Source organism: Candidatus Poriferisodalis sp., from assembly GCF_965214215.1.
Lineage (GTDB): Bacteria > Actinomycetota > Acidimicrobiia > Acidimicrobiales > Poriferisodalaceae > Poriferisodalis.
The window spans coordinates 1,689,498-1,704,608 of sequence record NZ_CBDCBD010000003.1 but is presented as its reverse complement, the minus strand read 5'-3'; the positions used below and the strand labels follow the sequence as shown (position 1 = coordinate 1,704,608).

The 15,111-nt window shown below is 67.2% G+C and carries 17 protein-coding genes and 1 pseudogene; 2 read left to right on the top strand and 16 right to left on the bottom strand.

Features of this window, described 5'->3' with window-relative positions; all coding sequences use genetic code 11:
* Positions 1-31: 31 nt before the first annotated feature.
* The 10 genes from ACOOF5_RS10115 to ACOOF5_RS10070 all read right to left on the bottom strand — a co-directional run bounded on the left by ACOOF5_RS10115 (position 32) and on the right by ACOOF5_RS10070 (position 7,467).
* The gene (locus ACOOF5_RS10115; RefSeq protein WP_420438741.1) at positions 32-1,012 is read right to left on the bottom strand and encodes a F0F1 ATP synthase subunit gamma; all 981 of its coding nucleotides are present in this window, start codon (positions 1,010-1,012) and stop codon (positions 32-34) included.
* Positions 1,013-1,030: 18 nt separating this feature from the next.
* A complete protein-coding gene (gene atpA / locus ACOOF5_RS10110) occupies positions 1,031-2,608 on the bottom strand; it encodes a F0F1 ATP synthase subunit alpha (protein WP_420438739.1) in 1,578 nt (525 codons plus the stop codon).
* Positions 2,605-3,132, bottom strand: coding sequence for an ATP synthase F1 subunit delta (atpH, locus tag ACOOF5_RS10105; RefSeq protein ID WP_420438737.1), 528 nt, complete (start codon positions 3,130-3,132; stop codon positions 2,605-2,607). Before atpH ends, atpA begins: the two co-directional genes overlap by 4 nt.
* An 88-nt stretch (positions 3,133-3,220) precedes the next feature.
* A complete protein-coding gene (gene atpF / locus ACOOF5_RS10100; RefSeq protein ID WP_420438735.1) occupies positions 3,221-3,760 on the bottom strand; it encodes a F0F1 ATP synthase subunit B in 540 nt (179 codons plus the stop codon).
* Positions 3,761-3,769: 9 nt separating this feature from the next.
* Positions 3,770-4,021 carry an ATP synthase F0 subunit C gene (gene atpE / locus ACOOF5_RS10095; protein ID WP_419554093.1) on the bottom strand — a complete coding sequence of 84 codons (252 nt, stop codon included), beginning with the start codon at positions 4,019-4,021 and terminating at the stop codon, positions 3,770-3,772.
* 107 nt (positions 4,022-4,128) lie between these two features.
* Positions 4,129-4,920 (bottom strand): F0F1 ATP synthase subunit A, encoded by a 792-nt coding sequence (gene atpB, locus ACOOF5_RS10090; protein ID WP_420438733.1) that lies wholly within the window; start codon positions 4,918-4,920, stop codon positions 4,129-4,131.
* Positions 4,917-5,384 (bottom strand): ATP synthase subunit I, encoded by a 468-nt coding sequence (locus ACOOF5_RS10085; protein WP_420438731.1) that lies wholly within the window; start codon positions 5,382-5,384, stop codon positions 4,917-4,919. Before ACOOF5_RS10085 ends, atpB begins: the two co-directional genes overlap by 4 nt.
* An 8-nt stretch (positions 5,385-5,392) precedes the next feature.
* Positions 5,393-5,803, bottom strand: a complete 411-nt coding sequence (locus tag ACOOF5_RS10080; RefSeq protein WP_420438729.1) for a hypothetical protein — start codon at positions 5,801-5,803, stop codon at positions 5,393-5,395.
* Between the two features lie 144 nt (positions 5,804-5,947).
* Entirely contained in the window at positions 5,948-6,181 is a 234-nt protein-coding gene (locus ACOOF5_RS10075) for a hypothetical protein (protein ID WP_420438727.1), read from the bottom strand.
* A gap of 23 nt (positions 6,182-6,204) precedes the next feature.
* Positions 6,205-7,467: a hypothetical protein gene (locus tag ACOOF5_RS10070; protein WP_420438725.1), complete on the bottom strand. Its 1,263-nt coding sequence runs from the start codon at positions 7,465-7,467 to the stop codon at positions 6,205-6,207.
* A gap of 405 nt (positions 7,468-7,872) precedes the next feature.
* Here ACOOF5_RS10070 and ACOOF5_RS10065 point away from each other — a divergent pair, with 405 nt between their 5' ends.
* Together ACOOF5_RS10065 and ACOOF5_RS10060 are read left to right on the top strand one after the other, a co-directional pair.
* A complete protein-coding gene (locus ACOOF5_RS10065; RefSeq protein ID WP_420438723.1) occupies positions 7,873-8,580 on the top strand; it encodes a recombinase family protein in 708 nt (235 codons plus the stop codon).
* A 237-nt stretch (positions 8,581-8,817) separates the two neighbouring features.
* A pseudogene (locus tag ACOOF5_RS10060) lies at positions 8,818-8,943 on the top strand (AAA family ATPase); the annotation flags it as partial.
* A gap of 77 nt (positions 8,944-9,020) precedes the next feature.
* On the opposite strand, the gene glyA reads toward ACOOF5_RS10060, so the two are convergent.
* The 6 genes from glyA to ACOOF5_RS10030 all read right to left on the bottom strand — a co-directional run bounded on the left by glyA (position 9,021) and on the right by ACOOF5_RS10030 (position 15,095).
* Entirely contained in the window at positions 9,021-10,289 is a 1,269-nt protein-coding gene (gene glyA, locus ACOOF5_RS10055; protein WP_420438721.1) for a serine hydroxymethyltransferase, read from the bottom strand.
* 53 nt (positions 10,290-10,342) lie between these two features.
* On the bottom strand, positions 10,343-10,810 hold the full coding sequence (gene rpiB / locus ACOOF5_RS10050) for a ribose 5-phosphate isomerase B (RefSeq protein WP_420440941.1): 468 nt from the start codon (positions 10,808-10,810) through the stop codon (positions 10,343-10,345).
* Positions 10,811-10,959: 149 nt separating this feature from the next.
* Entirely contained in the window at positions 10,960-12,492 is a 1,533-nt protein-coding gene (gene prmC, locus ACOOF5_RS10045) for a peptide chain release factor N(5)-glutamine methyltransferase (RefSeq protein ID WP_420438719.1), read from the bottom strand.
* 34 nt (positions 12,493-12,526) lie between these two features.
* The gene (gene prfA / locus ACOOF5_RS10040) at positions 12,527-13,633 is read right to left on the bottom strand and encodes a peptide chain release factor 1 (RefSeq protein WP_420438717.1); all 1,107 of its coding nucleotides are present in this window, start codon (positions 13,631-13,633) and stop codon (positions 12,527-12,529) included.
* Positions 13,634-13,666: 33 nt separating this feature from the next.
* Positions 13,667-14,740, bottom strand: coding sequence for a hypothetical protein (locus ACOOF5_RS10035; RefSeq protein WP_420438715.1), 1,074 nt, complete (start codon positions 14,738-14,740; stop codon positions 13,667-13,669).
* Positions 14,741-14,837: 97 nt separating this feature from the next.
* A complete protein-coding gene (locus tag ACOOF5_RS10030) occupies positions 14,838-15,095 on the bottom strand; it encodes a type B 50S ribosomal protein L31 (protein ID WP_420438713.1) in 258 nt (85 codons plus the stop codon).
* Positions 15,096-15,111: the final 16 nt, after the last annotated feature.

The window sequence follows — 15,111 nt, the reverse complement described above, 5'->3', positions numbered from 1 at the left end:
CTCCTGTGGGCAAAGCGGAGGTTCGGTGGGGCTACTCGCGTGCGCGGAACAGATTCGCCGTGCGGGCTTCGATGGTGTCTGAGAGCAGGTCGACTTCACCGCCGGCAGTCTGGGACAGGGCCTCGGCACCGCCGACGATCTCCATGATCTCGGTGGTGATGGCGTCCTGACGGGCACGGTTCATGACGCGCGTGAGATTGGTCTTCAGATCCTCGGCATTGTCGGTGGCTGCCTTCATCGCCCGCTGGCGGGCCGCGTGCTCCGATGCCGAAGCCTCCAGCACCGCGGAGTACAGCCGGGCCTCCGCGTAACGCGGCAGCAGGCGCTCGAGGATGACGGCTGGCTCGGGCTCGAACTCGTAGCCGCCTGCGGGACCGCCCGCGGCCGCGCCCCCATCAGGGCCAGGGTCGCCATCGCTGAGCTCGCCCGTGTCGAGCGGCATGAACGGCACAATCGCGACGGACTGGTTGCCCATCGAATGAAATTGCGTGTAGGCCAGCATCACCCGCTGGCAGCCGTTCTCGAAGAGATCCGTCGCTGCTGCGGCAATCTGCTGGGCGTCGGCATAGCTGGGCTGGTCGCTGAAGCCCTCGAAACCGGCGGCGATGCGGTAATCGCGGAAGCGGAAGTAGCCGAGCGCCTTGCGTCCCGACAGCACGAGCTCATAGTCGCGGCCTTCTGCGGCGTCGGCAGCGATCGCGCGCTCGGTCGCCCGCAGGACGTTGTTGTTGTAGCCGCCGCACAGACCTCGGTCTGCGGCAACGACTACGTAGGCCACTTTGGCGACCTCAGCGGGTTCGCGCAGGAGCGGGTGGTCGGCCTCGCCACCGGCAGAGGCCAGGTTGGCGATCACCGCCGTCACCTTGTCGCTGTATGGCCGCGCAGCACGAACTCGCGCTTGCGCACGGACGATGCGTGACGCAGCAATCAGCTCCATGGCGCGCGTGATCTTCTTGGTGGCGTCGATCGACCTGATGCGACGCCGAAGAATGCGCTCCTGACCGCTTGCCATCTGTGCTCAGCCCTCCGCTCAGCCCTCTGCGACGGCGTCGGCGCTCGCAGCGTCGGCGGCATCGGCTGTGCCGTCGCTGCCTTCGGCAGTGCTCACGAACTGGTCGGTGAACGCCTTGACGGCCGCCTGCAGCGCAGCGGAGTCCACGTCGCCGGTGGAGCCGATATCGGACATCAACGCGCTGTGGCGGGTGCTCATGTACGCAAGCAGTTCGTCTTCGTAGCGGTTGACGTCTTCGACCGGAACGCCGTCGACGTAGCCGTTGGTTCCGGCGTAGATGACGACTACCTGCTCGGCGACCGGCATCGGCGAGTTGAGCCCCTGCTTGAGGAGCTCCACCAGCCGGTAGCCACGGCCGAGCTGGGCTGCCGACACGGCGTCGAGCTCGGAGCCGAAGGTGGCGAACGCCTCGAGGTCACGGAACTGGGCCAAGTCGATCTTGAGGGTGCCAGCCACGCTCTTCATGGCCTTGGTCTGCGCTGCAGAACCCACCCGCGATACCGAGATGCCCACGTCGACTGCGGGGCGCACGCCGGATTTGAACAGATCGTCCTGGAGGTAGATCTGCCCGTCGGTGATCGAGATCACATTGGTCGGGATGTACGCGGAGACATCGCCCGCCTTGGTCTCGATGATCGGCAGCGCCGTCAGCGAGCCAGCACCATTCGCATCGGACAGCTTGGCGGCACGTTCGAGAAGACGGCTGTGCAGGTAGAAGACGTCGCCTGGGTAGGCCTCACGACCTGGCGGCCGGCGCAGCAGCAGTGACATCTGGCGGTAGGCCTCGGCCTGCTTGGACAGATCGTCATAGACGATGAGGGCGTGGTCGCCGGTCTCCATCCAATGCTGGCCCATTGCGCAGCCCGCGTAGGGCGCCAAGTACTTGAAGGGTGCAGAGTCTGCCGCCGGCGCAGAGACCACCACGGTGTACTCCATGGCGCCCCGCTCGCGCAGCGTGTTCACCACCTGGGCCACCGTCGAGCCCTTCTGCCCGACGGCCACGTAGATGCACTTCACACCCAAGCCGGCCTGGTTCAGGATCGTGTCGACCGCTACCGATGTCTTGCCGGTCTTGCGGTCGCCGATGATGAGTTCGCGCTGTCCCCGACCGACGGGCGTCATCGAGTCGATGGCCTTGATGCCGGTCTGCAGCGGCTCGTGCACCGGCTTGCGGCCCATCACACCAGGGGCCTGGATCTCCATGCGGCGCTCGATGGCGCCGGCGATCTCGCCTTGGCCGTCGATCGGCTCTCCCAACGCATTGACCACTCGTCCCAGCACGGCGTCGCCGACGGGGACCGACAGGATGCGGCCGGTGGCGCGCACCGCTTGGCCTTCCTCGATGTGCTCGACGCTGCCGAGCACTACGGCGCCGATCGAATCCTCGTCGAGGTTCAGCGCCAAGCCCACATCGCCGCTCGAGAACTCGAGAATCTCGTTCACCGAGCAGCCGGGCAGCCCCGAGACCCGTGCGATGCCGTCGCCGACCTCGAGAATGCGCCCGACGGTGCCCGATTCGATGGCGGGGTCGAAGCCTTCGAGATTTCGGCGAATCGCGGAGGTGATGTCGCCAATGTTGATGCTCAAGTCGGTCACGACAGGCGCTCCTTCATCTTGTCGAGCCGAGTGCGTACCGAACCGTCGAAGACTGTGTCGCCGATCTGGGCGGTAAGTCCTCCGATGATCTCGGGGTCCACTACGACATGGACGGTCACGTTGCGGCCGCTGGCGCGGGTCAGGGCCTCGGCGACCTGTGCGATCTGATGTTCGGTGAGCGCGACAGCCGCGCGGACTTCGGCCACTGCCCCTCCGCGGGTGGCGGCTGCCTGTGTGAGAGCCTCCTCGGCGACGGCATCGATGTCGCCGCCGCGCCCGGCGCCGACCAGCATCGCCACCACGTTGAGCGTGACCGGCGACGCCTGGCTCGCCAACAAGTCTTCGACGATTCCGATGCGGCGTGAAGCCGGGACTGTGCGGTCCGACAGCACGCGGCGCAGTTCCTCGTTCCCCGCAGCGGCGCGACCCACTGCCGACAGTTCCTCGGTCACGCGGTCGAGCGCATCCTCGGCCTGTGCGATGGCCACGACAGCGCTGGCGTAACCCTCGGTTCGCTCGCTCATCGGTCGATCCTGGTCATCTGTTCAACTCCTGTGGGGGCACCACCCGACAACCCTGATGGATCGGCGGTGCGGGCGATGGGCGGGAAGCTCAGTTCCCCACCCGTGCGATGTAGTCCTCGATCAGCTGGGCGTGAGCCGCTTCATCGATGCTGGCGCGCACCACCTGCTCGGCGGCGCCCACGGCAATCGACGTGATGTCGGCACGCACTTCGGCCATCGCCCGGGCTCGCGCAGCCTCGATGTCTGCCTCGGCCTGGGCCCTGCGCTCAGCGATCTCGGGCTCGATAGCCGCGAGCCGTTCCTGGCGGACCGACTCGGCGGCTGCGCGGGCCTCCTCGATGATGCGCGCTGCTTCGGCGTTGGCCTCGGCGAGTCGAGCGTCGTAGGACGCACGCAGCTCCTCGGCCTCGCTGCGAGCGCTCGCTGCCGAGTCCAAGTCTCCCTGGATGCGCTCGGTGCGGGCTTCCATGGCTCGGCGAATAGGCGGCAGCGCCAGCTTCCACATCACCCCGAGCAGGATGAGAAAGGCCGCCGTGCCCCAAATCACCTCATTCCACTCGGGGATGATCGGGTTGGACGTGGCCTCGCCCTCGGTCGCCGCCAGCAATCCGGTTGCCAGAGAGTTCATCTGTGCCTCCTACGCGAAGTTGAGGAGGATGAACACCACGAAACCGATGAGGGCCAAGGCCTCGGTGAACGCGATGCCCAAGAACATGGTCGTGCGGACCATGCCTGCTGATTCGGGCTGGCGAGCCATAGCGGTGATGGCGTTGCCGACGACGAGGCCGATGCCGACGCCCGGGCCGATGGCCGCGAGGCCATAGCCGAGACCGGCGCCGAGCGCCTTGAGGCCGTCGAGTGCGTTGTCCGCTTGTGCGAGCAATTCCATTACTCGTTTTCTCCTGTGTTGTACGGGATCTTGGGGCAGGACCGAAGCGCCGGAGCGCTGTGCGGCCGATAGTCGGTCAGGACGGGTCTATCTGGACTGGGCCGGGCCTAGTGCTCGGGGTGCAACGCACCGCCGATGTAGACGGCCGTGAGGATGGTGAAGATGAATGCCTGCAGGAACGCGACGAGGATCTCGAACCCGGTCAAGCCGATGAGCACCACGAACGGTGCCCACACGATCGCGAACAGCGGGCTCGTGTCCCACAGCGCCGCTGTGAGCACCCCGAAGGTGACCAGCAGCAGATGGCCGGCGAGCATGTTGGCAAAGAGCCGCACCGCCAGAGAGAACGGCCGGACGAAAAACGTCGAGACGAACTCGATGAGGGCCACCAAGGGCAGCAAGGCCTTGGGAACCCCTGGCGGGATCACGACGCTCTTGAGGTAGCCGAACAGACCGTGGTTCTTGATGCCGACCGCGTTAAACACCAGCCACACCAGCACCGCGAGCACCGCGGGCATCGCCATGCGTGCGTTGGCCGGGAAGTGGATGAACGGAAACACCTCGGTGATGTTCGAGAAGAAGATGAACAGGAACAGCGTCATCAGGAACGGCAGGTAGCGCAGGCCGTCTGGTCCGATGGTTTGCATGATGATGTTCTCGCGGATGAACGTCACCGACGTCTCGGCCACCGTCTGGATGCCGCGGGGGGCGGTGATGACCTCTGCCTGTGCGTAACGACGCTTGGCCATTGCGAACATCACCACCGGCGCCACCATGGCGAACAGGTAGATGATGCCGACCTTGTTCAGCGCGAACACCGAGTCGTCAAGCCCCGGCAGGATGTTCGGCCACTCCAAAAGGTGCCCGATGTCGGGGAAGGTCAGCGCTAGCAGGTTCACTTCTGCTCCTTGCCGGGACGTTCGAGATCAAGGCCTGGGGCTGCGAGCCGCAGGGAAACATATCGGATCTCCCACACAAGCAGACCGAGATGGCTCGCGAGGATGGTGATCGCGATGGGCACAGGTGCGAAGAAGCTGAGCTGACCGGCCAGCAGAACAATCCCGGCGAGCACCGCGAGCCGCACGACGAAGCCGCCCAGCGTGACCCCCATGAGCGCGGCCGGGGAAGTGCGCGCACCCCACGCCATCAAGGCAGCTGCCGCTGCGAGATTGCCGATGACCAGCGCATATCCGAGCGCTGACGACAGCGCCCCGCCCATGCCCCAGACGAACCCGCTGACGACGATCCAAGCGGGAAACACCCACAGGCTGCGACGCGCCATGTCGAACGCGATGTCGCGCTCAGGGGCGTGGTCGCACGCGAGAAACGCGCCGTCGTCGGCCTCGGCGCGCTCGTTCGACATCGCCGCCCTCACGCGTGCTGTCGCGCGGTCGCTGAGGGTACGGTCGGGCCGTCGACTGGCTGAGGCGTCGGCGCCATGCCGTCGGGCACGGATGAGTCGGCGTCGAGCGACACGCCGGTCGGCAACGATGCGGGCTCGTCGAGGTCAGTGTCGCGCTGGATGCCCCGCCGCTCCGAGGGCCGGCTTGCGGCCAACTCCTGCTCATGGACCCCCATCCGCTCGGCGTAGCGATACCACTCGACGAGCAGCTTCACGACGAACGCAGTCATGCCGAAGCTGAACGCGAGCCATGGCCCAGTGCCCAACCAGCGGTCCAAGCCGAACCCTGCCGCCGCGAATATCGCCGGCGTCACGACAATCTCGATGGCCTTTGCAAGACCGTCCTCGCTGCCGTTGCCGCCGCCAGCTCCTCGTGCCACGCGAACAGGCTACGAGCGTGAGCGGTCGCCGAGTAGGAAGTCCGCGACGAAACTAGAGGTGCCACCGGTGCCACCGGTGCGCCGAGCCGCCAGCCGCCGAGGTCGAGCACGTCGCCGGCCCAGCCGTCTTACTCCCGCCGACGCTCAGCCTCGGATCGCCGCATCCCTCGCCGCCTCACGGCGGCGCACCAGACGCCTCGTGCCCACCACACTGGCCACGACAAAAAATGTCAAAGCCACGGCCAGCACAACCAGCGGGTGAACGCCAGCATCCATCACGTAAAAGGACGCCATGCCAACAGCGAACATGACCGGAAGGGCGACGACGGGAAACCCGCCAATCGTCCAAGCATCACGCTGAGCCTGTTTCGCGGCCATATTCCTAGGGTAGTCGGGGGTGTTCATTGGCAGTAGCTCCGTAGCCCAGTGTCGCACTTCCACTGCGCTTTTATGCGATCGCGTTCTGCGTCGGTCAACTCGCCGGCAGCGTGCCTTCTCGCCACCTCGTTCATTTCGCTGGTGCTGATCTTGCCGTCACCGTCCGAGTCGGGGTCATAGCTGCCGTCGTTCTCGTCGCCGCTGTCGCTGACGTCGTTCTCGTCGTTCTCGTCGCTGTCGTCGCTGTCGCTGGCGCGCTGGACATAGACGATGGCCGCAGCTACAGCAGCCTCGCATGTGGTACCCACGACCCACTTGCCTGTGGGCGACGCGAGCCACAAGACCCATGCCGGGGTTGCCCCGCCTGCTGTGGCCAAGGTCGTCTTAGCTACCGCCAATGCCAAGGCGGCGCATCCCGCGGTCGCCGCCACCGTGATGATGGCCGCCTTGGCCTCGGCAGGTGACGCGTCCCAGGCATTCGCGAGTTCCCGGCCGAGCGCAATGGCCGCTTGGTTGGCCGCTTCGCCGGGAGTCGGCGCATCTTGCGCTGCCTGGAGCGCCGCGATGATCTTGGCGGCGATTGCATCTTCGGCGTTCTCGAGCGTCTTCTGGAGCTTCCGGAGCTTCTTGAGCGCGTCGATCAGGTCGACAGTGCGTTTGCACTGAGCCGGTGTCGTGGGCAGGTTGTAGGTGCCGTCCGCGTTGGGCCTGTTGAGTGCGTCGATCAGGTCCTCGGCGTAGTCGCCGCAGGGATCGGCCGTCGCGGTGGTCTTGCACGCGGGGAGCCGTATGGGGGTGTGCCCCGCGTGGGGAGCCCAGGTCTTGCCGGTGCCGCATTGGTCGGCTGGCGGAGTGAACCCGTGGATGTGGCAGCCGTTTCCGAAGTGGTGATGGCCGGCGGTGCAAGTGACCGTCTCGGCCTTCTTCTTGGCCTCTTCCTCGGCCTTCTTCTTGGCCTCTTCCTCGGCTTTGCGCTTGGCCTCTTCCTCGGCCGCCTTGCGAGCTTCCTCGGCCCGTTTCTTGGCTTCTTCGTCGCCCGTGTTCTGGCTGTTGTCAGAGGGTGCCGGGTAGCAGTTCGGGTAGGTGCCGGTCATGCCGGTGGCGCAGGTATGGGTGTGGGCGACGGTGACGGTCTCAGTCCAGCACTGGCGGCCTGCGAAGGGGTCATAGGAGCAGCGCTGCTTGGTCGTGGTCTGACTGTGCGCTGCTGCGGGCTGGGCGACCACGGCGAGCGTGGAAGCAGCGACGAGCAGCGCCAGCAGTGCTGCGAGAGTTCTTTTGGGCATGGGCAGGTCTCCGGTCGCGAGAAGGACGAACGTGATCCGCGGCCTGCCGGCCCGCCGGGGGAACCCATGCAACTGATGCCGCCTGGTGGGCCGGCGCGGCCCCGGTGCGGGGCCTCGGTCGCGAATCATTCATTTCCGGTGCACCCCCAAACGGCAGCGACCGCCGTCGAGCGGCACTGCGCGAACGCGCAAGCCCCACGGGCCGCTGACAGAGCCCGAGGCCAGCACTCATGCGGGTCACAGACCCCCGCGAGCCGACACGGCGGCCTGTCAGCGGGCCAGGCGAATCAGCCCGATCAGACTTGTTGACACGCCGCCCGCGGCTGTATAGATTATGAAGGATTTCCGTACACCTAGAAGCTGCGTCTCACTAGCAGCTTCGCGAGCCCGAGGACCGACGCGCCGATGACTGACATGCTTCGCGTCATCTCATACGCGCGGGTATCCACCGGCACACAGGCCCAGTCAGGTCTCGGCGTCGACGCCCAACACCAAGCAGTCGACCGCGAGGCGCGACAACGCGGCTGGAGAGTGGTCGACTACATCACCGACAATGCGATCTCTGGCACGATCCCCACCCGGTGCAGGCCCGAGCTCCGCAGAGCACTCGACCGGCTCGCCCGCGGCGAACTCGACGTGCTCGCGGTCGCCCGCTCGGACCGGCTGGCGCGCTCGGCGATCGAACTGCTCCAGCTCTACGAACGCGCCCAAACCGAGGGATGGACACTCGCAGCTCTCGACGCTCCCGTCGAACTGGCAGACCCCAGTGGGGTGCTCTACATCGGGGTCCGCGCCCTGTTCTCGGAGTTCGAAGCCAGAATGGCAAGCGCCCGCACCCGTGAAGCGCTCGAAATTGCCCGCCGGCGCGGCGTCCGCCTCGGCCGACCCAGCCGACAGTCCGAAGCCGCCAAGACGCTCGCCGCAAAGCTGCGCGCAGAGGGCCGCAGCTACGGCCAGATCGCCGCCGCGCTCACCGAGGCCGGCATCACCACGCCCACCGGCAACACCGAATGGAAGCGCTCCTCAGTGCAATCCCTGCTGCGCACCATCGAACACGACCGACAAGCCCAAGCCCTCGCCGACAGCCACGCCGACCGACAGCCCGAAGACTGACACCACAGCCGTACCCCGCACAGTCCCACGGCGCAGGGCTCCGCGTCCCAGCGGCACCACGACAGAACCCGATTCAGCGGCTATATGGCGGGAACGCCGCGCACAGCTCGGCGGGCATGGACCGTCTCTTCGGCCCCAGCACCACGAGTCTGCACCGAACGGGCCCAGGCCGGCGAGAGGATGCAGCAAAAGTAGCGTTTCTGAGAATTTGTAGTGTTCGTGAGGAAAAGTAGCCTTTTGCGGTGGCTGCGCGACCGTCTGGGCCCCGCACTGCTGGACGCCGTAGTGGTCAACACCGGCGAACAGGCCTACCGCGACAGCGACGGCATCGCCATAGTGCCCGCCGCCCTGCTAGGACCCTGACCCACACAAAGAAGACACTGCCGCCCAGCGTCCTCGTCGCCTCTCGCGCCCCCGGCGGCACCGCGCCAGAACTTGACTCAGCGGTCGTAGGGCGGGAAGGCGGCGCAGAGTTCGGCTACTTCGGCGCGGACGTCGGCGATGACTGCTTCGTCTTCGGGAGTACGCAGCACTCGTGCGGTGAGTTCGGCGATCTTCGCCATCTCGTGAGGTCCCATGCCTTGGGTGGTGACCGACGGGGTGCCCATCCGTAAGCCGCTGGTCACGAACGGCGAACGAGGATCGTCAGGAATGGCGTTGCGGTTCAGCGTGATCCCGGCCGCATCGAGCGCTTCTTGGGCCACCTTGCCCGTCAGCTCGGCGTCGAACGTGCGCAGGTCGATGAGCAGCAGGTGGTTGTCGGTGCCACCCGACACCAGCCGGAAGCCGTGATGACCGAGCGCATCAGCCAACGCAGCCGCGTTTTCCACGATGCGCTCTTGGTACGTAGCAAACTCGGGACGAGCCGCCTCGGCAAAGCCGACTGCTTTGGCAGCGACTGCGTGATCGAGCGGGCCGCCCTGACTGCCGGGAAACACTGCGGAGTCGATGCGCTTGGCGTATTCCTGCGTGCACAGGATCGTCCCGCCACGCGGCCCGCGCATCGTCTTGTGTGTGGTGAACGTGACGATGTCGGCGAACGGCACCGGATTCGGATGCACTCCGCCCACGATGAGCCCCGCGATGTGGGCGGCGTCGAACATGAAGGCCGCGCCGATCTCGTCGCAGATCTCCCTGAACGGGGCTGGGTCGATGCGGCGGGGATAGGCCGTGGCGCCTGCCACGATCAGCTTGGGCCGCTGCTCGCGGGCCAGCTCGGCCATGACCTCGTAGTCGATCCGCTCGTCGCTGCGGGTCAAGCCGTAACTGACGAAGTTGTAGAGCTTGCCGCTGGCATTCACCGGCGAGCCGTGGGTGAGGTGCCCGCCGTGGTCGAGGCTCATGCCCATCACGGTGTCGCCGATATCGAGGAGCGCCAGGTACACCGCGGCGTTGGCCTGCGAGCCCGAATGGGGCTGCACGTTCGCATGCTCGGCGCCGAACAGCGCCTTGACCCGGTCGATGGCCAGCTGCTCGGCGGTGTCGGCGTTGACGTTGCCGCCGTAGTAACGCCGGCGCGGGTAGCCCTCGCTGTACTTGTTGGTGAGCACGCTGCCGGTCGCAGCCATGACAGCCGGCGACGCGAAGTTCTCCGACGCGATCAGCTGCAGCGTGGTCATCTGACGGTCGAGCTCGGCGTCGAGCACCGCGTCGATCTCGGGATCGCCCAAGGGAGACCACCTCGCGGTCATCGGTTGGGTTGGGGCCATGGAGAGCACCTCCTTGCAGTGCTGAACGTGTGCCGTCGTGGAGCTGTGAGATGTCAGACGCCGAGATGGCCGCAGCGCCGCCCTAGCGCGTCGATCTTGTCGACGCGCCGCTGATGCCGCCCGCCTGCAAAGGTCGCAGCGAGGTACGCATCGAGCGTCGCTTCAGCCTCGGGGCGGTCCATGAGGCGCGCACCGAGACAGATCACGTTGGCGTCGTTGTGCTCGCGGGCCAACCGAGCCGAGGTCGGGTCGTGCACCGTGGCGGCTCGTATCCCGTCCACCTTGCCCGCTGCCATCGCGATGCCGATGCCGCTGCCGCACACCGCTACGCCGAGCTCTGCTCGGCCGCTGGCAACCGCCTCGCCGACGGCGGCGCCGAAGTCGGGATAGTCCACCGATTCGGGGCCGTTCGTGCCGAGGTCCAGCACCTCGTACCCGCGGTTGCCGAGATGCCGCGCCAAGCAGTCCTTGAGCTCCCACCCGGCATGGTCTGCCGCGAGCGCAATGACGGCGTCGTTCAGGTCGGACGAGTTGCCGTGATCCACGGCGACAGTCTCGCAGCCGTCGCCGCCCAGCAGATGCACGAACCGGTCGCCGTTGCGAAAGAGGCGCAGGCTGCTGGGCCGCGCGGGGCCCAGCGCCGCCGCTCAGCTTCAGTCCCGAGTCAGCTTTAGTCCAGAGGGAATTCGACCAGCTCAGCGGGCACGGCACCGACACGCAGCACGACGGGATGGGACCCGGTCACGTCGACCACCGTCGACGCGACCCCGCCGGGCGCCTGTCCGTGAATGACGCGACCGAGTCGGGACATCTCACCTGGTCGCGTGGCGAGTCCCGCCGCCGCCTCTGCGGCGCTGGCCGGCGTCTGTGCGCCGTGACGGTTGGCGCTGGTGCCGGTTACCGGTCCGACCTCGTCGATGAGCCACCGCAGCCAGCCCAGCGCCGGCGCCCGCACGCCCAGCGTCTCACGACCGTGCAGCGGATCGGGGCCGCCCCGGCGTTTCGCGACGAGCGTCAGGCCGCCGGGCCAGTGCTGCTGGGCCAGCGCACGGGCGGCGGGGCTCAGCTCCACCAGCTCGTCGGCTTGGGCGAGCCCGGACACCAGGATGGGCATGGGCTCGCTGCGGGGACGTTCCTTCGCCTCGCAGACGCGGGCGACCGCATCGGTATCTGCGTAGGGAGCCATGATCCCGCACAGTGTGTCGGTGGGTGCGACCACGAACTCGCCGGCTCGCAAATGATCGGCCGCCCGGTCGATGACGTGGGCATCGGGTTCGTCGTGCGGACGAACCGCAACGAGCACTCGATCATGGCCAGCGAGATCCGGCTCGATGCGCACTCCCTCATACCCGCGGGCGCCAGCCATGACCTTGACCGCTGAGCCATGATCCGATGCGATCTCCAGCACCAGCAGACCGCCGGGCACCAGCCAGCCACGGGCATCACGCACGATCGTGCGCACTGCACTGAGCCCGTCAGGTCCCGCGTAGAGGGCTGCTTTCGGCTCCCAGCGGTCGATCTCGGCGGGGAGAACATCGCCATTGGCCACATATGGCGGGTTCGCCACGATCGCATCGAGTCGCTCACGCAGCGGCGTCACTTCACCTTCACCGAGGCCGGGATCGGGCGTTCCCTCGAGTGCGTCGAACCAATCTCCCTGATGCAGCGAGACCCGGGTTGCAGCACTCCCCAGGCCGGCCAGGTTGGCGCCCGCGAGTGCCAGCGCATCGGCCGAACGGTCGGTGGCGAACACGCGGGCCTGGGGAACTTCGTGCGCAATCGACAACGCAATCGCTCCGCAGCCCGTGCCGAGATCGGCCACGTGCACCTCGGTGATGCGTCGGCGTCGCACCGTGCGTTTGAGCCAGTCGATGGCAATGCCGGCAACCACCTCGGTCTCGGGGCGGGGGATGAGCGCCCGCTGATCGACTGCGAGGTCGAGCCTGCGGAAGCCCCAGCTGCCCAGCACGTACTGCAACGGCTCGCCCGCCAAGCGGCGGGCGGCCATTGCGTCGGCGTGGGCGACCATGCGCAGCGTCATCGGCGTGGGCGGTGCCAAGGCGACCTCGGCGGCGCTGGCACCGCTGGCCTCTGCCGCGATGCGGCGCGCGCTCACCTCGGGTTCGGTCACGCCGCCAGCTGCGAACTGCTCACGCAGCCCCCGGTACAGGTCGCCCAGCGTCAACCCGTCCTTGCCCGCCATGGCCGGATCCGGTCCCACTCGCCCAGCAGCCGCGTCACTCGCCGGCGCCGGCGAGGGCGGCAGCGAGCTGCTGTGTGCGCTCGGCGCTCGCGAGGGCCTCGATGAACTCGTCCAATTCGCCAGCGAGGACGCGATCCAGCTTGTAGATCGTGAGGCCGACCCGGTGGTCGGTGACCCGATTCTCCTTGAAGTTGTAGGTGCGGATCTTCTCGGAGCGGCCGCCGCCCCGGACCTGATCTCGCTTGTGGGCCGCAACTTCGGCTGCGTGGGCCTCCTGCTGCAGTTGCAAGAGCCGCGAGCGCAACACCCGCATCGCCTTAGCCCGGTTCTGCAGCTGGCTCTTCTCATCCTGCATCGACACCACGACACCGGTTGGCTTGTGGGTGACCCGTACGGCCGAATCGGTGGTGTTGACTGACTGGCCACCGGGTCCCGATGACCGGAACGTGTCGACCACGAGATCGTTCGGGTCGACCTCGACGTCGACCTCTTCGGCTTCGGGCAACACGCTGACCGTCGCCGAGGAGGTGTGGACACGGCCCTGCGATTCGGTCACCGGCACGCGCTGCACTCGATGCGGTCCGCCTTCGTGCTTGAGGAGCCGCCACACATTCGGGCCGCGCACAGCGAACGTCACGTTGGTGAATCCGCCCATGTCGCTGTCCTGGCTGCCGAGCAGCTCCAGCGACCAACCGGATTGTGCCGCCGCGTACGCCCGATACATCTCGAACAGGTTTCGCGCCCAGATGTTGGCTTCCTCACCACCCTCGGCCCCTTGGATCTCGACGATGACATCACGCCCGTCGTTTGGGTCTTGCGGCAGCAGCAAGACCTTCAATTGCTCGTCGAGCTCTGCCGCCCGCGCAGTCGCGACTTCCAACATCTCGGAGACCTCGGCTGCGTCGTCGCCATCGCTGGTGTCGAGGAGATCCTTGGCGGCTTCGGCGTCAGCTAGCGCCTCTTGGGCCTGGTGAGCCACGTCGATGATCTCGCCGATCCGAGCGAGCCTTCGTCCGAGTTCGGCGAATTGAGCGCGATCGCCCCCCGCAGCGCCTTCGCCCAGCTGTCGCTCGAGCTCGGTTCGCTCGGCCTCGAGCGCGTCGAGCCGCTCGGATTCGAAGGCTTCGAAGGTGCCCGACACGCGTTCAGGCTAACTGCGGGGCTAGTGGGCGGATCAGGAGTTCGAGGAGGTGATGGCGCTCCACCGATCGTCAACCTCGACGATCTGCGCAGGCCTGCGAAGTCTGGCCGACATGTTGCTGATGACGTCGTGAGCGTCACGTCGAGGCAGCGCAACCACCAGTTCGGCGTCAGGATCGAGGAACAGCCGGGCGTCGGCTGCGAACGGCACCACATTCAGGTCAATGCCGACGCACACCACCACTACCAGGCGGCGACCGTCGGGCGTCAGGCCGTAGGCCACAGCAGGCGCCGGTTCCTTGGGACCTCCACGAGGCAGCGGCGACGACGACGCTCGCAGGCGGCCTGCGCCGACGAGATCCGGACGCCGTATCAAGAACGCGCGAAGCCAACGGGCTGCCGATAAGCGATTGAGCGGGTGGGGCGACGCGCCGGGCGAGCGGTGCGCCCGCACGACCTCGGCGACTCGACGTATTGCTTCGGGCGTCGGCTCGTCTGCGTGCAGCAACGAGAAGGCCTCCCGATCGTGGGCGCCGACGCCCACCTCGACCTGCCACTCCGTCGAGTCCTCGTCTGTCGCCCCCGCGTGGGCTGCGTCGCCCGGCGCTGTGTCGCCGCCTGTGGCCGCGGCAACGATGCGGGCCACTTCGAGACCTTCCACCTCACCGGTGATCACGCCGTGTTCGACGGTGACCTCGACGCCGGCAGCACCGAGCAGCGCTACCAGCTCGGGCACACGCGGCGGTGGAGGCTCGGTCGGCCTTGCCGCCGCCTCGGCAACGGTGGCATGGGCGCCTTCGATCTGCCACACGACCGGTGCGGGCTCGAAGCAGGCTGCCCGCCGGGCGAGTACGCCGCTGTGGGTCTCGGCGAAGACATGGACGTTGTCACAACCAGCGCGCACCGCCAGCGCCAATGCGCCGCCAAGGGCTCGCTCGGTGCGTTCTTGCGCGAGGCACACGACCGTGGTTTCGGTGCCCGTGACGACGGCCAGAGCGCCGTCATCTGTTCCCGAGACCTCGCCCAGTTCGAACCCGAGCGCATCGCGGGTCAGTGCCCGCAGCTTGGCCGCGTGAAGCGCCCGGAGGCGATCAGCGTCGAGCGCCATAGCGGGTGCCTTCAGGCGTGCAGCGAACCGGGACGGTGTGGCTCGCTCATCGATGATGCTCGCAGCACCCGTCGGCCGCGCCGCACCGTCGGCCCGATCAGCTCCGTCGCCTCCGCTGGCCGTAGCGGCGCTCGAAGCGCTCCACGCGGCCCGCCGTGTCGACGATCTTCATCTGGCCGGTGAAGAACGGGTGGCTGGCGCTGGACAGCTCCACATTGGCCACCGGATAGGTGTTGCCGTCGCTCCACTCGATCGTGTCGTTCGTCTCGATCGTGGACTGGGTGAGAAAGGCAAAGTCGGCACCGGCGTCTCGGAAGACCACGGGCCGGTAGTTCGGATGGATGTCGCTCTTCATCGTGTTCCCTGGTTCG